This is a genomic window from Actinomadura sp. DC4, assembly GCF_030406325.1.
GTDB lineage: Bacteria > Actinomycetota > Actinomycetes > Streptosporangiales > Streptosporangiaceae > Actinoallomurus.
In genome coordinates, this window is sequence record NZ_JAUEQY010000003.1 from 61,769 (window position 1) to 80,186 (window position 18,418).

18 protein-coding genes are annotated in these 18,418 nt (G+C 73.4%); 8 read left to right on the top strand and 10 right to left on the bottom strand.

Annotation, left to right across the window (positions count from 1 at the left end):
* Positions 1-63: 63 nt before the first annotated feature.
* Together QWU11_RS05340 and QWU11_RS05345 are read left to right on the top strand one after the other, a co-directional pair.
* On the top strand, positions 64-1,014 hold the full coding sequence (locus tag QWU11_RS05340) for an alpha/beta hydrolase (RefSeq protein WP_290103888.1): 951 nt from the start codon (positions 64-66) through the stop codon (positions 1,012-1,014).
* Entirely contained in the window at positions 992-1,576 is a 585-nt protein-coding gene (locus tag QWU11_RS05345) for a hypothetical protein (RefSeq protein WP_290103889.1), read from the top strand. Before QWU11_RS05340 ends, QWU11_RS05345 begins: the two co-directional genes overlap by 23 nt.
* Here the strand turns inward: QWU11_RS05345 and QWU11_RS05350 are convergent.
* The gene (locus tag QWU11_RS05350) at positions 1,552-2,481 is read right to left on the bottom strand and encodes an alpha/beta hydrolase (protein ID WP_290103890.1); all 930 of its coding nucleotides are present in this window, start codon (positions 2,479-2,481) and stop codon (positions 1,552-1,554) included. The two genes, QWU11_RS05345 and QWU11_RS05350, sit on opposite strands and share 25 nt — an antisense overlap.
* Before the next feature lie 135 nt (positions 2,482-2,616).
* On the opposite strand from QWU11_RS05350, the gene QWU11_RS05355 reads away from it, so the two are divergent.
* Positions 2,617-3,465: a hypothetical protein gene (locus QWU11_RS05355; protein WP_290103891.1), complete on the top strand. Its 849-nt coding sequence runs from the start codon at positions 2,617-2,619 to the stop codon at positions 3,463-3,465.
* Positions 3,466-3,503: 38 nt separating this feature from the next.
* Positions 3,504-4,082 carry a hypothetical protein gene (locus tag QWU11_RS05360; RefSeq protein WP_290103892.1) on the top strand — a complete coding sequence of 193 codons (579 nt, stop codon included), beginning with the start codon at positions 3,504-3,506 and terminating at the stop codon, positions 4,080-4,082.
* A gap of 46 nt (positions 4,083-4,128) precedes the next feature.
* On the opposite strand, the gene QWU11_RS05365 is transcribed toward QWU11_RS05360, so the two are convergent.
* Positions 4,129-4,692, bottom strand: coding sequence for a PadR family transcriptional regulator (locus tag QWU11_RS05365; protein WP_290103893.1), 564 nt, complete (start codon positions 4,690-4,692; stop codon positions 4,129-4,131).
* Positions 4,693-4,766: 74 nt separating this feature from the next.
* Here QWU11_RS05365 and QWU11_RS05370 point away from each other — a divergent pair, with 74 nt between their 5' ends.
* The 3 genes from QWU11_RS05370 to QWU11_RS05380 all read left to right on the top strand — a co-directional run bounded on the left by QWU11_RS05370 (position 4,767) and on the right by QWU11_RS05380 (position 6,628).
* Entirely contained in the window at positions 4,767-5,138 is a 372-nt protein-coding gene (locus tag QWU11_RS05370) for a nuclear transport factor 2 family protein (protein ID WP_290103894.1), read from the top strand.
* Complete coding sequence (locus QWU11_RS05375) at positions 5,135-5,602, top strand: hypothetical protein (RefSeq protein ID WP_290103895.1); 468 nt, start codon at positions 5,135-5,137, stop codon at positions 5,600-5,602. The genes QWU11_RS05370 and QWU11_RS05375 overlap by 4 nt, the downstream gene beginning before the upstream one ends.
* A gap of 261 nt (positions 5,603-5,863) precedes the next feature.
* Entirely contained in the window at positions 5,864-6,628 is a 765-nt protein-coding gene (locus tag QWU11_RS05380) for a hypothetical protein (RefSeq protein WP_290103896.1), read from the top strand.
* A gap of 21 nt (positions 6,629-6,649) precedes the next feature.
* On the opposite strand, the gene QWU11_RS05385 is transcribed toward QWU11_RS05380, so the two are convergent.
* Entirely contained in the window at positions 6,650-7,852 is a 1,203-nt protein-coding gene (locus QWU11_RS05385; protein ID WP_290103897.1) for a zinc-binding dehydrogenase, read from the bottom strand.
* Between the two features lie 158 nt (positions 7,853-8,010).
* Between QWU11_RS05385 and QWU11_RS05390 the strand changes: the two genes are divergently transcribed.
* The gene (locus QWU11_RS05390; RefSeq protein ID WP_290103898.1) at positions 8,011-8,475 is read left to right on the top strand and encodes a hypothetical protein; all 465 of its coding nucleotides are present in this window, start codon (positions 8,011-8,013) and stop codon (positions 8,473-8,475) included.
* Between the two features lie 31 nt (positions 8,476-8,506).
* Here the strand turns inward: QWU11_RS05390 and QWU11_RS05395 are convergent, their stop codons facing one another.
* The 7 genes from QWU11_RS05395 to QWU11_RS05425 all read right to left on the bottom strand — a co-directional run bounded on the left by QWU11_RS05395 (position 8,507) and on the right by QWU11_RS05425 (position 18,306).
* Positions 8,507-9,313, bottom strand: a complete 807-nt coding sequence (locus tag QWU11_RS05395) for a dienelactone hydrolase family protein (protein WP_290103899.1) — start codon at positions 9,311-9,313, stop codon at positions 8,507-8,509.
* On the bottom strand, positions 9,310-9,714 hold the full coding sequence (locus QWU11_RS05400; RefSeq protein WP_290103900.1) for a nitroreductase family deazaflavin-dependent oxidoreductase: 405 nt from the start codon (positions 9,712-9,714) through the stop codon (positions 9,310-9,312). The genes QWU11_RS05395 and QWU11_RS05400 overlap by 4 nt, the downstream gene beginning before the upstream one ends.
* A gap of 76 nt (positions 9,715-9,790) precedes the next feature.
* A complete protein-coding gene (locus QWU11_RS05405) occupies positions 9,791-11,026 on the bottom strand; it encodes a hypothetical protein (RefSeq protein ID WP_290103901.1) in 1,236 nt (411 codons plus the stop codon).
* Positions 11,023-12,030 carry a thiopeptide-type bacteriocin biosynthesis protein gene (locus QWU11_RS05410; RefSeq protein WP_290103902.1) on the bottom strand — a complete coding sequence of 336 codons (1,008 nt, stop codon included), beginning with the start codon at positions 12,028-12,030 and terminating at the stop codon, positions 11,023-11,025. The genes QWU11_RS05405 and QWU11_RS05410 overlap by 4 nt, the downstream gene beginning before the upstream one ends.
* Positions 12,027-14,729, bottom strand: coding sequence for a lantibiotic dehydratase (locus QWU11_RS05415; protein ID WP_290103903.1), 2,703 nt, complete (start codon positions 14,727-14,729; stop codon positions 12,027-12,029). The genes QWU11_RS05410 and QWU11_RS05415 overlap by 4 nt, the downstream gene beginning before the upstream one ends.
* Positions 14,730-14,755: 26 nt before the next feature.
* The gene (locus tag QWU11_RS05420; RefSeq protein ID WP_290103904.1) at positions 14,756-16,366 is read right to left on the bottom strand and encodes a SagB family peptide dehydrogenase; all 1,611 of its coding nucleotides are present in this window, start codon (positions 16,364-16,366) and stop codon (positions 14,756-14,758) included.
* Entirely contained in the window at positions 16,363-18,306 is a 1,944-nt protein-coding gene (locus QWU11_RS05425; protein WP_290103905.1) for a TOMM precursor leader peptide-binding protein, read from the bottom strand. Before QWU11_RS05425 ends, QWU11_RS05420 begins: the two co-directional genes overlap by 4 nt.
* Positions 18,307-18,418 lie beyond the last annotated feature (112 nt).

Below are 18,418 nucleotides of genomic sequence, written 5' to 3' on the forward strand. Positions count from 1 at the left end.
TACCAAATAAATTGACTGAAGGCGCCATTATTAATGGTGCCCAAATTCGCTATATTGGCGCGCATGACATCGGTCGATACGAAATTCGTCACCTCGGACGGCCTGCGGTTGTGGACCGAGCGGACCGGCTCGGCGGACGCCCCGGCTGTGCTGCTGGTCATGGGGACGTCGGCGCCGGCGATCGGCTGGCCGGACGAACTGGTGGAGACGCTCGCCACCGGCGGGCGGCAGGTGCTCCGGTTCGACCACCGTGACACCGGCCGGTCCGACTGCGTCGACTTCGCCGCGCGGCCGTACGCCCTCGCGGACATGGCGGCGGACGCGCTGGCCGTTCTGGACAGGTACGAGATCGAGGCCGCGCACGTCGTGGGCGCGTCCCTGGGCGGCGCCATCGCGCAGTGGCTGGCCGTGCACCGGCCCGAGCGGGTCCGCACCCTGACCTCGATCATGGCCGGGCCGATGGGCCACGACGCCGGTCCCGCGTGGGCGCGGGCCCTCGGCGGGCAGGAGCCCGACCCCGGTGACCTGCCGCCGCCCGCGGCGCGGTTCCTCGCGCACCTCGGCCGCCTGGCGACGATGCCCCGTACGACGCGTGAGGAGATCGTGGCCGCGGATCTGGAGACCTGGCGGGTGCTGTGCGGCGGCGAGGCGGTGCCCTTCGACGAGGACGCCGCGCGCCGGTTCGTCGAGACCGCCTACGACCAGGCGAACGACTACGCCGCGGCCACCAACCACGACCTGGCCGGACGGCGGATGACCGCCGACCGGCTCGTCCCGCTGTCGTCGATCGCCGCGCCGACGCTGGTCGTGCACGGGTCCGAGGACCCGCTCCGGCCACCGGAGCACGGCGCGGCCGTCGCCGCCGCGATCCCCGGCGCACGGCTGCGGACGATCTCCGCGATGGGCCACGGGTTCTTCTCCCCCGGCCTGCCGCGCCGGGTCGCCGGGCTCGTTCTCGGGCACACGGCCGGGCCTGGTTTGATGCGGAGTCATGAAGGGCTTCGCGAGGCGTGAGTTCCAGTTGGTCCTGCTCCGCCGCATGACCGACTACCAGCCCGATCTCGTGACCGGCGCGATGCGCTCGCTGTCCGCCACCCGGACCGAGATGCGCGAGGTGAACGCCCGGTGGCAGCGCATCCTACGGTCCACGCGCTTCCCGGCGGGCGAGCGCCGCCTGCGGACGGTGCTCGGCCCGCCGTCCGACGGCGCGGAGCGGCGGATCGGCGAGGTGACCTGCCGTACGGCCTGGTGGGAGCTGTCGCTCTGGCCGGACCTGCGGTTCGAGGCGCTGATCGGCCCGGACGGGTCGGTCCTGCACGAGTGGCTGGTACGGCCGGAGGGCTCGCCGGCGCCCCGGCTGGACGGCGTGGCCGACCTGACCCCGTGGTCGTGCGTCGTCGGCGACGTGGCCGGGCGGTTCGCCCCGGCGGAGCACCAGGCCGACACCCTGCCGAGCCGGTGGCAGGTCGGATTCTCCGTGCCCGAGGCGGACGGGCCGCCGCGCCCGTACGTCGCGCACTTCGTCTGGGGCCTGCTCCAGAGCGTGGAGGATCAGGGCACGGCCGCGGCGACCTGAGCGGGGTGGGAGATCAGCGACAGGTGACGCGCGCCGGGGATGATGACCGGGGGCGGCGCGCCGATCCGCCGGGCGGTCTCCCACGGCGACGAGCGCGGGAACACGTCGTCGTCGGCGCCGAAGACCACCGCCTTGCGTACGGGGAGCCGCGCCAGCCCCGCCACCCGGCTCGCGGGCAGGCCCACGACGCCGGGGACGTGCCACAGCCCGTGTTCGGCCCCGGCCACCTGGAGCGGGCGCCGCCACCGGTCCACGCCCGCGCGGTCGAGGCGCGGGCAGGCCGGGCCGCACTGCGAGGCGTAGATCCGGCGGATGATCCAGTCCGAGCGGACCGCGAGCCGCAGCAGGGTCGTCCGGTACGGGTCGAGCAGCACACTTCGCAGCCCGTCCGCTCCCGCGCCCGCGCCGGTGTCCAGCGCGTCGCCGTCGAGGAGGACCAGCCCGTCGACGCGGCCGGGCGCCCGCAGCGCCGCCGCGGCCACGACCCCCGCGCCGGTGGAGTGGCCCACGAGGGTGGCGCGGGGCAGGTGCAGGGCGTCGAGGAGGCCGAGGAGCTGAGTCGCCTGGTGCTCGGCGTCGAAGGGCCCGCGCCGTTCGCTGTACCCCCAGCCGGTCACGTCGAGCGCGTACACGTGGCGGTTCCGGGCGAGCACGTCCGCGACGCCCTCCCAGGTGTCGGCCGACTCCGCGGCGCCGTGCACCAGGACGACCGGCGGTCCCTGCGTGCCCCAGTGCCGGTAGCGCGTGCGGATCCCGGCGGCCGAGACGAACTCCAGGCCGGCCGGCTCCCGGGCACGGCCCGCGGTCGCCGCGTTGTAGCCGAAGGAGAACGCGGTGCCGGCGAGGACCAGCGCGAGCGCGGCGGTGAGCAGCCGCCGCGGCCAGGTCGCGATGAGGAGGCGCATGAGGGCGACCCTGCCGGGCGTACGGGCGGCGCCGCGTCCCCCGGCAGGAGGCCGGCGCGCTACGCCGCCGGGCGTAGCGCGGACGCCTCCCGACGGGCGATGCCCGTGCCGCCGGCCGGGCGCGAGGATCGGCGCATGCCGCATGAGATCTGGGCCGGGGCCCGCCGGGTGGAGCGGGTCGTGTACGTGACCGGCGTCGTTCTCATGGTCTCGGGGGTGGTCCACCTCGGCGTGTTCGCGGTGGACGGGGGCCCGCGGGAGGGGCCGGTCTCGTGGCGGAAGGCGGTCACGTTCGGGCTGTCGTTCGGGCTGACGCTGGTCACGATCGCGTGGGTCTCCTCGTACGTCCGGCTGAGCGGGCGCGCCCGTACGGTGCTGCTCGGCGCCTTCACCGTCGCCTGCGTGCTCGAGACCGCGCTGGTGACGACGCAGGCGTGGCGGCGCGTGCCGTCGCACTTCGACCTGGAGACCCCGTTCGACGGCACGGTGGCGCGGACACTCGCCGCGGGCGGGGCGCTGATCGTGGCCGTCATCGCCGCGCTGACCGTCGCGGCGTTCCGCGCGGCGCCGGGCGTCGCGCCGAGCATGCGCCTGGCCGTGCGGGCCGGGTTCGTCTTCCTGGACGTCGCGCTTCTCATCGGCGTCGTCATGATCGTCCGGGGGATGACCGCGGTGTTCGGCGGCGACCAGGAGCGCGCGTACGCCGTGGGCGGCTTCCTCAAGGCGGCGCATGCCGCCACGATGCACGAGATCCTCGTGCTCCCCCTCCTCGCCCGGCTCCTCGCCGCGACGGGCCGATCGGAGGCCCGGCGCGTACGCACGGTGACCGCCCTCACCGCTCTGTGCGCGGTCGCGGCCTCGGCCGTCACGGTCGAGTCGGCGACTGAAATGTCCTCCTCGCTGGTCACCGCGACGCTTTCCGTCCTCATCGCCACCACGGCCCTCACACTCGCCGAAACGGTGTGGGCCGGATGGCACCATTAGGGGGGGACAAGCCCAAGGCGTATGAGAGGGATTTCGCGGTGCAAAAGCTCGACATCACCATGCTGACCCGTGCCGCGGATGGGCTGCTGGAGCACGCCGAGAGCCCGCGTCACCGGCAATTATTGGAAAACTACCGCCGGCACGCCCTGCTCGAGGTGACCGGACGGTGGACGCAGATCTTCGCCGAGGACATGACCGTCGAACACCCCGTGTACTACCTCAACATCAACCGTACGAGCGTCACGCTCGACGGCTTCGAGGAGGTCGTCGCCTTCTACCGGACGCTGACGGACACGGAGAGCAACGTCATCGTGCTCGAGGACGAACAGCTCGCCGTGGCCGACTGGGGGATCGCGTCGGAGTCGATGTTCAACACGTACGTGCGCGGCAACGTCATCCCGGACGGGGATCCGGAGCTGCACTACGTCGTGCGCCAGCGCATCGCGATGCACTGGCCGTACGACGAACGCGGCCGGCTCATCGGCGAACACGTCTACGAGCACGCCGACCACCTCGAGGTCATCGAGGTGCCGGAATGGGAGTTCATCACCCTGGACGAGGCGCGGGAGAAGCTCGATCCGCTGATCCGCCCGCTGCCGTCACCGTCCTCGCAGTGACGCCGCCTCCCCGGCACGGGCGCGTCCCGCGCCGGGGGGCATCCGGTCAGCGCCGGGCCGCCGCGCGCCGGTCGAGGATGCCGAGGACGGTTTCGGACCAGCGGATGTTCTCCTGCTCGTAGGCGCGCCCCGCCATCAGGGTGAGGTACGGGCCGACGCGGTCCGCCTCACTCAGGTACGCGGCCTCGTCGCGGCCGTCCAGCAGGCCGTCGCGCAGGCGATCGTAGAGGTCCAGCCGGCCGCGCGACCGCTCCAGCCGTACGGTCAGGGCCTTGCGGACCGCGTCCTGGTCGCCGGCGTCCACGGCCTGCAGCTTGACCAGGAGGTCGTCGCGCATCGCCGTCGGCCGCGCCGGCCGGGCGGTGAACGCGTGGAGCTCCTCGCGGCCGTCCGCGGTGAGCGTGAAGACGCGTTTGTTCGGGCGGCGTCGCTGCTCCACGACGCGCCCGCTGAGCAGGCCGTCGCGTTCGAGCCGTTCGAGCTCCCGGTAGAGCTGCTGGGGCGTCGCCGACCAGAAGTTGGCCACCGACACGTCGAAGCGTTTGGCCAGCTGGTAGCCCGAGGCCTCACCCTCCAGCAGCGCGGCGAGAACCGCGTGACGCAATGCCATCTAGCCGACCGCCGGGGGCGCGATTAGTATCACAAGCACCTATTCAACTTGTTGACTAACCGGGGGATCAAGTCATGCACCCATTCGGCGTGGCCATCGCGGCCGGGGACATGGACGCGGCCATCGCGACGCTCTCCGCGGACGTCGCCTTCCGCAGCCCGATCGTGTTCCGGCCGTATCAGGGCCGCGAGGCGGTCGGCACGATCCTGCGCGCCGTCGCCCGCGTGTTCGAGGACTTCCGCTACACGCGCGACATCGGCGACGCCGCCGACCACGCCCTCGTCTTCAGCGCCCGCGTCGGCGGGCGGGAGATCGAGGGGTGCGACTTCCTCCACCTGGCCGAGGACGGCTCGGTCGCCGAGCTGGTGGTCATGGTCCGCCCGCTCACCGCCGCGAACGCCCTGGCCGAGGCGATGGCGGCCCAGCTCGCCCCGGACGGCGGGTGACCGCGCCGCCCTTCCTGGACGAGCACCGGACGGTCGTGGCGGCCGATGCGGAGGAGGTCTGGCGCGCCTTGGTCGAGACACTCGACCGGACCTTCTCGCGCGCGGGCGGGTACGCCCGGACGGTCCGCTGCGCCGACGCCACGTCCTCCGGGCCGCGGCCGCTCGCCGAGGGATCGACGATCCCCGGGTTCCGCGTGGCCTCGGCGACCCCGGGGTCGGAGCTGGTCCTCGCCGGCCGGCATCGCTTCTCCGTCTACACGCTGACCTTCCGCCTCGAGGCGGCCGGGGCGGGGCGGTCGCTGCTGCGTGCGGAGAGCCGGGCCGCCTTCCCTGGCCTGGCCGGCGGCGTGTACCGGCTGCTCGTGGTCGGGACGGGGGGCCACGTGATCGGCGTCCGCCGGCTGCTCGCGTCCGTCGCCTCCCGCTGCGCACCCGCCTCACCGGCGGGCCCATTGCGCTTTTGATGGGAAATGCTCGGATATGTCTGGTCGCGTAGCTGACCATATGCGGCCATGGGGTGTTCCCGGCCATTGATCGTGGCCGGTATTGCCCTATAAACGGGGGCGGCAACCGTCATTTCATAAGCCCCCCGGCGAGGTTCGAGAATGGTCAGCCGTTTTCCGCACAGAGGCCGATCGCCGCGAGGCCATCCCCCAATGACGCCTCCACCCAGGCTGGGACGGCTGAAACGCCCCGCGGTCTGGTTCGGGGCGTTCGGGACGGCCGTGGTCACCGGCGTCACCATCTCGCTGCTGTCGCTCGGAGGACAGAAGGTGCTGGAGTCCCCCGATCTGAAAGGGCCGCCGATCAGTGTCCGGTCGATCGTCCTGCAACGCGATGCCGACCTCGCGGGCGACACGTTCGCGTTCGAGAGGCCGCTGGATCTGGCCAAAAGAGAATTAGACGATATCGACGCCGGCGGCGACCTCGACGGCTGGGCGCGAGAGCACGGGGGCGTCGATGTTCAGATGGTCATGGCACAGGTGGTGCTGGCCGGCAACCAGAGGGACCCGGTGCGGATACTCGGTATGAAGGCGATCAACCAGTGCCGCCCGCCCCTGACGGGGACGCTGATCGAAAAGCCGACCGGAGGCGAGGACGACACCGTGCGCCTCGCCTTCGATCTGGACGAGCGGAATCCCGAGGCACGAACCTGGCAGGGCGGAAGCGCCGGGTTCGGCAAGGATTACTTCGGCGCGAAGACGGTCTCCCTGAAATACAAGGAACAGCAGACGTTCCAGATGATCGGCATCACCCAGCGGCAGTACTGCGAGTTCCACCTTCAGGTCTCGGTCCTCGCCGGGAAGAGGACAGAGACGGTGCCGGTGACCAACGGAGGCCGACCGTTCAAGGTGACCTCGCTCAGCGGCCGGACATCCGCACCGGACTACTCGGATTATCAGAAGCTCTATGTCGGGGGTGTCGCGAACACGCTGGGGCATGGCGCGCTCATCCGGGCCGATCCCTCCCGCTACCCGGCGGGCTACTGATCACGATCATCGCGCCATCGGTCAGGGGATGAGGACGACCTTGCCCGTGGTGCGGCGGTTCTCCAGGTCGGCGTGGGCGTCGGCGGCGCGGCTGAGCGGATAGCGGGCGACCAGTGGTACCAGCGCGCCGTCGGCCGCCGCCCGCAGGGCGCGTGCCTGGAGTTCGCGGAGCGAACCGGCGTGGCGGAGCAGCCGGGGGCCGAGCGCCCAGACGACTGTGGCGGCGTGCCCGATGATGTCGTCGGTCGTGAGACGCGTGGCGGTCCCCGACGACCAGCCGTGCAGCAGGAACATGCCGCCCGGGGCCAGCAGCTCGAAGGCCCGCCGCCCCACCGTCCCCCCGACCCCGTCGAACACGACGTCGAGCCCGACCCGCCGCCCGGTACCGTCCGGCGAAACGCGACGGCGGGGCCGCCCGGCCGCGCCGCCCGCAGCGGCACCTACCGCGTCCCGCCGCCCTGGATCGTGATGGGCGACCCTGGCGCCCGGCTCCGCGACCTGCTGGACCGAACCCGCCAGAGCGGCGCGTATCACCTCCGGCCACTCCGGGTGGTCATCCGCGACACCCAGGTCCGCGACCTGCCGGGACGCCTCGTCCAGGGCGGTGCGGACCGTGTCCGGCCAGGTCGGGTCGTGGTGGTCGGCGGCGAGGTCGGCACCCAGTTCCGCGGCCCGCCGGGCCTTCTCCGGGCCGCCCGCCACCCCGACGACGACCGCACCCCGGCCGCGGAGGGCCTGGACCAGCAGCGCGCCGACGCCGCCCGCCGCCGACGTGACCAGTGCCATGTCCCCGGGGAGCACGTCCGCCGCGTCGAGGACGCCCAAGGTCGTCGCTCCCGTGGTGACCATCGCCACCGCGGTCTCCGCGGTCATAATTCCGGGGATCTCGTGCAGCGCGCCGGTCTCCGTCACCGCCCGCTCGGCGTAGCCGCCGTACGACGCCAGTGGAGCGACGACCCGGCGGCCCAGCCAGCTCGACGGGACGCCCGGCCCCAGCTCGCCCACGGCGCCGGCGACCTCACCGCCCAGCACGACGGGCAGGTCAGGGGCGAGATGAGGCCCGACGGCGCGGCCGCTTCGCAGCGTCGTCTCGATCAGGTGCACGCCCACGGCCTCCGCGTCGATCCGTACCTGGCCCCTGCCCGGCGACGGCGCGGGGACCCGTTCGTACGCCAGGTTCGCCGCGGGGCCGAACTCGTGCAGCCGCACCGCGTACATGTCCATGACGCCGACGCTAGTGACGCACCGGACCCGCGGGCATCGGGCCAAAGGCCCAGACCCCCTCCCCCGCAGGACCTACGTGGAACGCCGGGGAACCTCCTGGAACGCCTTCCAGGCAGAGGGCACCCGCGACGGGCGCCCGAGACACCGAGGAGACGACCTTGTCCTCCACCACCACACCCCGCAGGGCGATCCTTGCCGTGACCGGGCTCGCGGCGAGCCTCACCGCGGCGGCCTTCGCGCTCGGCCCGGGGGCCGCGAACAGTGCCACGATCGACCAGATGGCCGCCCAGGGCGACATCACGGCCGGCAGCGTGGCCTGCGCCGGACCCTTCGCGGCCGGCCCCAAAGACATCGTCAGCGCCAGCGGCTCGGCCTTCACGACCAACGCGCTCGGCGTCCCCGTCGGTGTCGCCGTCGACTGGCAGCTGCGGCGTGGCGACCCGGGCACCGACTTCTTCACCGACGCCGACGTCATCCAGACCGCGCACACCGACTTCTTCAGCACCTCCGTCCAGTCCGGGAGCAAGTTCGTCCCGGGCGACTTCTGGGTGTGCGTGAGCTCCCCCGACGCGACCTCCCGCGCCCACTACAAGATGTTCCTGGGCAACGGCCTGCCGGCGTGAGCAAGTGAGGGTGCGGTCACGGGCCGCACCCTCAGGCGGTCAGGCGCTCACGCAGGAACTCCACCATCCGCGTGCGGGCGGCGAGGGCCAGGTGTCCGGGCCGCTCGCGTACCTCGCTGGTCAGCACGGAATGGGCGGACTTGGAGAAGCCGCCGAGGTTGCCCTTCGAGGAGTCCAGCTCGATGATCTCGAAGGCCCCGCCGAGGCGCTCCTTCAGCGTGGCGAACCGCTCCGGCGGGCAGGCGCGGTCGTCGCTGAACCGCAGGCCCAGGACGCAGAGGTTCGACCCGGTCGTACGGTCGGCCACGGCGGCGAACTCCTCCTCGGACAGCCCCGGGTCGCGCCTGCGGGCGGCGCTCACCGGGAACGGCGCCGACGGCTGGCTGAGCACCGGTGCCAGCACGACCTGGTCCACCGCCGCGGCCAGCGCGAACCCGCCCGTGAAGCACATGCCGATGACGCCCACACCCGGGCCCGGCGTACGGGCGGCGAGGTCGCGGGCCAGGGCGCGCAGGTAGTCCGCGACCGGGCGGCGGGCGTTGACGGCGAAGGCGCGGAACTCCGCGGAGACGCATACCCGGGCGATCACTCCGGCCACGTAGCCGGCCGACATCGGTCGGCCCGGGGTGCCGAACAGCGACGGGATCGCGACGGTGTACCCCTCCTCGACCAGGTGCTCGGCGAGGCCGAGCACGTCCGGTGAGATGCCGGGGATCTCCGGTACGAGCACCACGCCGGGGCCGGTGCCCTTCTCGTACACGTCGTGGGTGATCTCCGCCCCGGTGAACGAGGTGGTCTGCCAGCCGGTGAGATCCGAGGTCGGGGCCGATCCGGTCACAGGGGACTCTCCTTATGTTCCGATGAGGCGGCCCGCAGGGCCATGAACTCCGTGACGCGCAGCCGCTTCAGGACCAGGCGTACGGCGGCGGGGATGTCGTGCTGTGACTCGTCCGCGTAGACCCGGGGTTCGGCCATGTGGAGGGCGCGCCCGCCCGTCAGCAGGTCACAGCCTCCGGCCGCCAGGACGTTGCGCACCCAGTCCGAGTCCGAGCCGTACGGCAGCGCGAGCAGGTAGTCCTCGCCGCCGCGGAACACCATGACCGGGGTGCGGTAGAGACGTCCCGTACGGCGGCCGTGGTGGAGGACCGCGCCGAAACCGGGCAGCGCGGACACGGTCCGGCCGATGAGGCGGTTGGCGAACACCCGGTTGAACCGGGCCAGTCGTCTACGCGTCGACATTCCAGCGCTCCCTGCCGGACCGGCGAGGCGCCGGCCTCATGATCCGGCCATCATCGCGCCGCCCGGCCGTCCGGCGCTACCGGCCACTCGAAGACAGCCGCCGCCGCGAGTACGCCAGGAAGCCGAGGATCAGCAGCGTCACGCACACCGGCACCACGGCCGCGACCACCGGGCCGGCCCAGCGGTCCAGCGAGACGAACCAGGCCGCGCACAGCGCCAGGTAGCCGCCGCCCAGGACGATCCCGGCCACCGTGCCGTACACGGAGTAGATCCAGCGGTCGGCGCGTCCGTACGCCAGCCGGCGCGGGTCGCGCCGGAGGACCAGGCCCGCGTACCGGACCGTCTCGGTGCGCAGCTCGGCGGCGCGCAGCGCGTGGGCGAGCATGTGGTAGCCGTCGAGCTGCAGCAGCGGGACGAGGTTGAGCCACGCGGTCACGCTGCCGAACACCAGCAGCCCGGCGGCGAGTCCCCGGCTCACGGGGTGCCCGGCCGACAGCGCCCACCACGCCAGCACCGGCAGCAGCGCGAGCAGGCTCACGAACACGCCCGCGAACGCGGTGGCCACCCGCGCGTGGCGCCGGTGGAAGAGCACGACGTCGTCGGTCTTGCAGTACGGCGTGAACATCGGGAACCGCCACATGATCCCGATCTCGGGCACCGTTCCGCCGAAGTGCTTGCAGGTCACGCCGTGCGCGGCCTCGTGCAGCGCGGTGATGGCCCACAGGCAGGCCAGCCCGGCCGGGACGGACAGCCACAGGCCCGCTCCCCCGCGCGCGTCGGCGGACAGCGCGGGCAGGTGGGCGGCGACGAAGACCTCCAGCGCGACCACCGCGAGGAGCGCCGGGACCACGAACCACGCGCTGTACGCCCAGCGCAGCCGCCGGGCCGCCGCGGCGCACCACGCGTCCGGGTGGAACAGCGCCCGGCGCCGCCGCATCGGCGAGCGGTCCGCGCGGCTACGTTCGGCGTGCGCGTCGGCGAGGCGGGCCAGCGCCGCCGGGTCCGCGGTGCCGGCCAGCAGCTGGCGGCCGCCCAGCATGGTGAAGATCTGCGTCCAGTGCGACGCGGCGAGGCGGCGGCCGAAGGCCGCGAGGTACTCGTCGGCGACCTCCGCGAGGGTGTGGGAGCCGTCGAGCCGGGACATGATGAAGTGCTCGCGTGGCCCGACCCGGTAGAACCATCCCGTACGCGGGTCCTTGACGTGGTGCACGACCGTGCCGCCCGAGCGCAGGCCGGGCCCGAGCACGACGTCCGCGCGCAGCGCCGGCCGGGCGGCCAGCGCCGCCTCGCTCATCTCCGCCGGTGCGGTCACGCGCTCACCTGCCGCTCCTCGAGCCCGAGGACGGCGCGGCGGTTGACGTAGGCGAGGTAGATCTCGTCCAGGATGCTCGCGCCCAGGCGGTTCGCGGTCATGTGGACGTAGGAGCTGAGCAGGATGGGCAGGGCCACGGCCGGGTCGGTGACCGGGCCGTTCCGGAAGCTCAGCTCCCCGGCGCGCGCCAGCGACGTGGCCCGGTCCCGCAGCAGCAGGCAGTGCTCGGCCCACTCGCGCTCGGCGCCGGCGGCCGAGGCGGGGTCGCGTACGGCGGCGCGGACGCGCAGCAGCCGTTCCTCCAGCCGGTCGCGCATCCGCTCGAAGCTGCGGTCGAAGGTCTCGTGCTGGTCGGTGCTCGGCTCCTGGTAGGAGGTCTCCCAGAAGATCCGGTAGTTCTCCAGGAAGGTCGCGACCGCGGCGTCGTCGCGCAGGAACGCGAAGCACAGCGCCATGTCGAGCTGCGCGGTCTGGCCGAGCAGCACCGTGCGCATGTGCATGTTGCCGGTCGCGAGCAGCCGCAGGACCAGGTCGCTGGAGCGCTCGAAGTGCCACTCCGACAGCGCCATGCCGGCCGGGCCGCCGTAGCGGTCCAGCTCCTGGCGGTAGGCGATCTCGTGCACGCTGTTGTTGGCCCGGTACGGCATCTCGCCGTCCTCGCCGTACTCGGCGTTCCACCGCTCCTCGCTGTACTCCGCGAGGTACATCCGCTTGAACAGCTCGCCGCTGGAGTCGCGGTCCGTCTCGTACAGGGCGGGACGGCGCGCGAGCACCGCCTCCAGCGCCGCGAGGACCTCGGCGCGGACCCGGGGCGCGTCCCCGGCACGGGACGGCAGCATCCGCAGCCGTACGTGCGGGCCCTCCAGCCAGTAGCGGATGAAGAACCACCGGTCGACCAGGCCCTCCTCACGCAGCCGGCGGACCACCGGTGTCACGCCCTCGACCAGGATGGGGTTGGAGTTGGCGGCGTAGAAGACGTGGAAACTCAGCCATTCCGGATTCACGGTGCCTCCGTCCGGACCCCGTCGATCTCGACCGTCAGCTCGGTGACGTAGCCGTGCCCGTCGCGGCTCACGCAGAGCTGCCCGGGGCCGGGCAGCATCTCGCTCATCACCAGGACGCCGGGGTTGTCGCGGACCATCGCGTCCACCAGCGTGAGGCACAGGTAGGAGTCGAAGTCGACGTAGAGCGGCTTGTACTCCCCCGACGCGGGCGTCGTGAGGAAGACGCGGCGCGGCACTCCGTGTTCGCGCCGCCATCGCCGCCACTCCAGGAACCACGCGGCGCCGCCCTCGTCGGGCCGCCGCCGCGGCACACGGTCGGCGCGCACGCTCCACTGCTGCCGGGACAGGACCACCGAGCCGTACCGCACGCGCGGCAGCCGTACGACGTCCTCCTCCGGCTCGGGCACGCCGGTGCCGGACCACAGGTCCAGCTGGGCCATGCCGGTGTAGGAGAAGTTCAGCAGCACCTGCTGCACCTCGGGCAGCGCGCCCGGCAACAGGAAGCCGAGGTAGACCGGGATGACCTCCACGCCCAGCCGCTTGGAGCGCAGGATGAGCCGGTCGGTCGCGGCGTCCTCGCACACCGACAGGTCATCGACGCCGATCCGCGCCCCGGGCGGGCGGCTGCTGACCTCGCCGGGGCAGACGATCTCGTACTCGGTGACGGCGGGGTGCAGGTTGAGGTTGGTGGCGTCGTAGCCGCCGGTCAGCTCGGCGAAGACCGCGCCCGGCGGGCACGCCGACCGCAGCACCTCCCGGAGCCGCCCGGCGAGGTCCTCCCCGCCTTCGGCGAACAGGTGCGCGAAGCGGGAGAACAGCAGCGTCAGGCCGGAGTAGACGCGGTTCACCACGGCCGTCGGCCGCTCGCCGCCGGCGACCTGCAGGAAGTAGGAGCGCGGCTGCAGCGCACCCAGGTCGTCGGGCAGCGCGTCCGCGATGCGGCCGGGGAACCCGGCGTCCAGGACCAGCTCCTCCGCGTCGCCGGGCAGCGCGCGGTACGCCTGGGCGAGCCCGTCGGCGACGGCGCGGCGCGCGTCGTCCACCGCGGTCAGCTCCGGCTGCCGGAACCAGTTGTCGTGCGGGGTGTACCCGCCGCCGTCGGGGAACCGCCGGTGCCGCATCAGCCGCTGGTGGAAGTTGTCGAAGAAGTCACGGTGGAACTCATGGGCGAACGTCAGGAAGTCGTCGCACCGGCCGGTCTCGCCGTGCCGGATCCGGAAGTACCCCCGGGTGACCAGGCGGCGCAGCACGCTCGTGTCGAAGGCCGGCATCATCGCGCTCAGCCGCCGCAGGTCCGGCAGCAGCGCCTCGGCCCAGATCCCGGTGTCGGCCGCGGCGTCGGCGGACCGCGGCGCGGTGTCCTCGTACACGAGGGTGGCGGGCGCGGACGCCCCGGCCACGCCGAGGCCGGCCTGGGCGGCCACGACCTCCTCCCGTACGGCCCCGAGCAGGCGCCGCCGCTCCTCCAGCCCGGCGGTGCCGAAGCGTTCCACGGACGACGCCACGGCCGCCAGGCGGCCGGCCAGCGTCCGCGCCCACGGGCGGTCCAGCGCCAGCAGCCCGGCGCGGTAGGCGGCGAACGGGTCGGGGTCGTGGATGTCCAGCTTGAGGACGGGTGTCTCCAGCAGGCCGAGCCGCAGCAGGTGGCCGACGTAGGTCTCGACGTCGGCGCGGTCGCGCTCGACGAGCCCGCAGAGCCGGTCCACCAGGTCGCGCACGCGTACGGTGCCGTCGCCGGAGACCTCGGCGAGCACGTCGGTGAGCATCCGGCCGGACGGCAGGAAGAACAGCGTCTCGCGCAGCGGGTCGACCTTCGCCGCCGCCGAGTCCTCGCCGGCCACCCGCGACCGCCGGAGGTAACGCACGACGTCCTCGTGCTCCTGCCAGCCGCCGGTGGCGCGTACGGGCAGGTCGGCGCGCAGGAGCGGCTCGGCGAGGATCGCCGCGGAGATCCGGTCGAGCACGGCCATGTTGAGCCGTACGGCGCTGCGCAGGCCCTCGCCGCCGAGGCGCACGGCCAGCGGCGCGCCCGCACCGGGCCGGAAGGTACCCACGCACACCGAGGTCAGGGTGCTGAACGGGCTCGTCTTGCAGGCCGTGCGCAGGAGGTACTCCAGCAGGGAGCGCTCCACCCGGCGGGCGCGCTTGCCGGTCTCGCCGAGGTAGCGGTCGGCGTAACGGTCCAGCGAGGGCGAGGAGAGCTGCAAGCCGAGCCGCAGGCGTGGCTCCCCGGCGAGCTCGTGCAGCGCGCCGCGCCGCGCGCGCAGCTCGGCGGCGAGCACGTCCTCGCCGGTCGCCCGCAGCTCCTTCAGCCGCCGGGCGCCGTCCACCAGGCGCAGCAACGTGGCCGCGTCGTCCGGGCCGAGTGCGGCGACGGCGGCCGCGACGGCCGGGCCCGCGCGTACGGGACGCAGGTTGAACACGTCGCGCCGCAGCCCGACGAGCAGCCGCCGTACGGTCTCGTCGGCGCAGCCGCCGACCGCCTCGGTGAGCGGGCCGGACAGGCTCTCGCGCGCCGCGACGGCCACGTCCTCGGCGGCGAGGACGTCCTCCGCCCACGCGGCCGTCTCGGGGAAGACGAGGTCCGCCACGGTGTCGAAGGGCAGCCCGGCGATCCGCAGCATGAACGGCTCGGCGAGACGCCAGTCGTAGGCGGCCCCGGATCGCGTCGGCGGCGTTGCCGTTCCGGTCGGTGACACCGTGGATCTCCTTACGTCGCCGGCGCTCAGACCAGCCGGTAGTCGAAGTCGGCGGGGTCGGTTCGCTCGTGGCCGAGCAGGAGGAACAGGAAGGTGCGCTCGTCGGTACGGTCCAGGCCGACGCTCTCGTCGATGGCGATGTTGTCGAAGCCCAGGACCGCGCCGCATCCGACGCCCGCCGCGCAGGCCGCGACGTACGCGGTCTGGGCGACCGCGCCGACCTCGGAGTTCAGCACCCGGTAGCCCCGGCCGCCGTACAGCCGCAGGCCGGAGTCGAGGTTGGCCGCGATGGCCACCACCGCGGACACCTGGTCGAGGTTGTAGTTGGTCAGGTAGTACGCCTTCTGCAGGAACGTCCCGACCTCACGCTCCTCGATCGTCCGCAGCCGGTGCCCGCCCGTCTCGTACGCGTAGGTGCCGGGGGCGAGCCCGTCGACCCGGTTGGCCAGGACGTACAGGCGGGTCAGCGGGGCGTCGGCGCACTTGACGTCGGCGGAGTACCGCTGCGCGGACGACGCGCCGGCCAGGACGGTCCCGAGCTCCTCCAGGCTCAGCGCCGGCCGCGCGGTGAAGGCGCCGAAGCTGGACCGGCGGCGGCGCAGGACGCCGCCCAGGTCGCCGTCGCCGGGTGCCGGGGGCGGCAGCCGCAGGTGCGTGCCGCCGGAGAGCGGCGCGGGCACGACCGCGCTGCCCGCCGCGGCGGCCGGGCGGGGGCGTACCTGTCCGGCGCTGAGCAGCGTGGCCAGGTGCGCCCGCTCGACCTGCTCGAAGCGCAGGATCTCGGCGGAGCGCTCGAAGAAGGGCCGTCCGGCCGGCCGTCCCACGCCGGCGGGCCGGGCCGGCCCACCGCCGTTCCACGGCAGCGGCACGACGGCGAGGACGCTCTCGTCCAGGGTCCTCAGGCCGAGCAGCTCGTTGAGCGGCTCGTCGGCGAACCACAGCGCGCGGTGCAACGGGCGGCCCAGGCCGCGGGCGACCAGCTCCCACGAGCCGAGCATCGCGCCCGCGTCCTGGGTCACGACGTGGTAGCAGAAGCTGTTGTACTTGTAGGAGTTCTTCCAGAAGCGCACCGAGACCAGCAGAAACTGGTCGGTGCCCGGGTCCTCGCCGAGCGCCTCGCGGACCCGGCCCGTCACGTCGCCGGTCAGCAGCCGCTCCAGCCCGTGGTGCGCGGTCGAGTAGTGGTAGACGCCCGGCGTCAGCGGCCCGGAGCCGCCGCTGACCCAGTAGGTCTCCAGCGGGTACATCCCGCCGCCGGAGGCGGTGGCGCGGCCCCACAGCGCGTCCTGGTAGTTGACCCGCGTGTCGATGTCCTGGTTCCAGCCGATGCGCAGCCGGCGGTCCAGCAGGCCGTACGACAGCCGCAGCAGCGCGGACACCGAGTCGAGGGTCCATGAGGCTCTCCCGGTGGCGTGGCCGCCGAGCGCGGAGGACACCGGGCCCAGCTCCGGCAGGCCCACCGGCAGCGGCAGCCGGGGCACGCCCAGGTAGGTCTTGTGCTTGGAGGGCTGGTCCCGCCAGTTCGGCTGGAAGTTCAGCGGCTCCATCGGCACGCGGCCGCGATAGAAGACCGTCTCGGCGTAGTCGCGGATCGTGCGGACCCGCTCCTCCAGCATCGTCTCCGCCTCCGTGATCATGGGAACGGGTGGGGTCGCGGGTGGAGCCCGGCCGGGCCGTAGCCCGACCCCGGCGGCTGGACCGAGGACAGCCGGCCGGCGAGGAAGTCGTGCAGGCGCGGATGGTGCAGCACGCGCTGCCGCTGCCAGCCGAAGTCGATCGGGATCAGGCCGGGCGCGATCACGCTGACCGTGTGGATGCCGACCGCCTCCTGCTCGGGGCACGTCTGGTCGACGACGATCACGTCGCCGCCGAGCGCGGTGAACCGCCCGGTCAGGAAGCGCACGTCGTCGGACAGGTCGAGCCCGGCCGGCCGTTCGTCCAGCCAGCCCGCGTACAGCTCCTCCATCGGGCGCGGCGGCGGCCCGTCGAACAGGAAGCCGGCGTGCCGCGCCATCTCCGGCAGGCCGTACAGACCGGAGTGGTGGGCCAGCTCGTGCACCAGGTCGTAGTCGTCCACCATCGCGGTGAGCTGGGGCCGGCGCGCGATGACGCGCTCGTCGAAGCCGGGCACGTACGAGGCCGTCTCCGACATGGCCGAGCGCACCGCGTCCTCGGGGTCGAAGCCGGCCCCGGCGCCGAAGCAGAGCGTGCCCGGCCTGCCGTCGCGGCGCTCGGCCACCGCCATCACGGCGGGCACCGGCAGGTCGGCGCGCATGTCGAACAGCCGCATGCCGTACCCGAGGCGGGCGATCCGGTCCCGCATGAACCGCACGCGCGGGTCGCGGCAGCTCTCCAGGTCGATCTCCGGCAGGCGCGCGGCGGAGTACCAGCTGAGCAGGAACGCGTCGCGTTCGAGCAGTTCGAGCATGGCGTGCAGCACGGCCTCCTCGACGCAGCTCCCGCTGGCGCAGCCGTTCGAGCACTCCTGCACGAACTTCTTGTACGGCCGCCGGTCGAGGTAGAAGACGAGCTGCTCGGGCACCAGGACCGGCCGTTCGTCGCGGAGGGAGTACCCCCACGTCCAGTGCATCGGGGTGTCCGGGTCGAACGGCGCGTAGAACTCGGCGTGGTGGGCGTAGAACTCGGGGGCGTACTCCCCGCAGGCGCGCGGGTCGAGCGCGTCCGGGGCGAGGTCGGCGTAGGTGCCGAAGACGTCGGCGGACCGGGCGCGCGGGAACTGCCCGGCGTAGCGTTCGAGCCCTTCGAGCAGGCCGTACCTCTCGCTGTGCCACAGGCTCTGCGCCTGCCCGCTCCACCACATCTCGTGGTAGTCGTACCGGCTGCGCACGCGGAAGAAGCCGCTCACCGGGGCGGTCGCGGTGCACTGGTAGGCGGGCAGCAGCGCGCCGGTCACGGCGCCGCAGACCGGGTTCGCGTACCCGGCGACGGGCAGGTCGAGCTCCTCGACCGACCGCAGCCTGTACTCCGTGGCCGACGGCTTGGGCCGCGGCTCCAGCCGTACGACGGCCGCCTCGGCGGTGTCGGGCCGGGGCGCGGCGCACCGCGGGCACTCGGAGTCGGCGACGAGCTCTTGCCGGGTGACGGTCAGGTCGGCCGGCCGCAGCTCGCGGATCTCCGCGACCGATCCTCCCGTACGCGGGCGATCGGCCATGGCCTCGACGAGCAGGCGGATCGCCTCCAGGGCGAACGGGCTCAGCCGCGGGTCGACGCCGGCGACGTACGCGTCGAGCCCCTGGTCGATGGCGCCGCGCTCCTCCAGGGGGCGCACGCTCACGAAGCGGCGCTGCAGGCAGACGACGCAGGGGCGGCCGGCTCCGGTGAAGAGCGGCCCGACGACGACGGTCCCGGTGTAGAGCCGGACCGGCAGGACCGCGCCGGCCTCGGCGCCGCTCCAGGTCTCGGTGCGGCCGGGCAGCCCGAGCGTGTCGACGTCGACGTACAGCGGGCCGCCGTCCGGCTCGACCGGAAGGCCGCACGCGGCCAGGTAATCGCGCACCGCCCGGACCGCGGGGTCGACGGCCGCCGGCGCCGTGACGATGCTCGTCGCGCCTGTCATTCGCCCTCCGATCGGCGGTGTCCGATGGGCCGGACCATCGTGGCCGTCCGTCCCCGCTGACGGGCGGACGGACGGGCACGACGGTGTACCGTTTGCAGTGCTGCACGGAGCG

Bases quoted from the DNA above. Each gene is read 5' to 3' on its own strand.
- QWU11_RS05340 (WP_290103888.1), top strand. From the start codon at position 64: ATGACATCGGTCGATACGAAATTCGTCACCTCGGACGGCCTGCGGTTG.
- QWU11_RS05345 (WP_290103889.1), top strand. From the start codon at position 992: ATGAAGGGCTTCGCGAGGCGTGAGTTCCAGTTGGTCCTGCTCCGCCGC.
- QWU11_RS05350 (WP_290103890.1), bottom strand. From the start codon at position 2,481: ATGCGCCTCCTCATCGCGACCTGGCCGCGGCGGCTGCTCACCGCCGCG.
- QWU11_RS05355 (WP_290103891.1), top strand. From the start codon at position 2,617: ATGCCGCATGAGATCTGGGCCGGGGCCCGCCGGGTGGAGCGGGTCGTG.
- QWU11_RS05365 (WP_290103893.1), bottom strand. From the start codon at position 4,692: ATGGCATTGCGTCACGCGGTTCTCGCCGCGCTGCTGGAGGGTGAGGCC.
- QWU11_RS05370 (WP_290103894.1), top strand. From the start codon at position 4,767: ATGCACCCATTCGGCGTGGCCATCGCGGCCGGGGACATGGACGCGGCC.
- QWU11_RS05385 (WP_290103897.1), bottom strand. From the start codon at position 7,852: ATGGACATGTACGCGGTGCGGCTGCACGAGTTCGGCCCCGCGGCGAAC.
- QWU11_RS05400 (WP_290103900.1), bottom strand. From the start codon at position 9,714: ATGTCGACGCGTAGACGACTGGCCCGGTTCAACCGGGTGTTCGCCAAC.
- QWU11_RS05420 (WP_290103904.1), bottom strand. From the start codon at position 16,366: ATGATCACGGAGGCGGAGACGATGCTGGAGGAGCGGGTCCGCACGATC.
- QWU11_RS05425 (WP_290103905.1), bottom strand. From the start codon at position 18,306: ATGACAGGCGCGACGAGCATCGTCACGGCGCCGGCGGCCGTCGACCCC.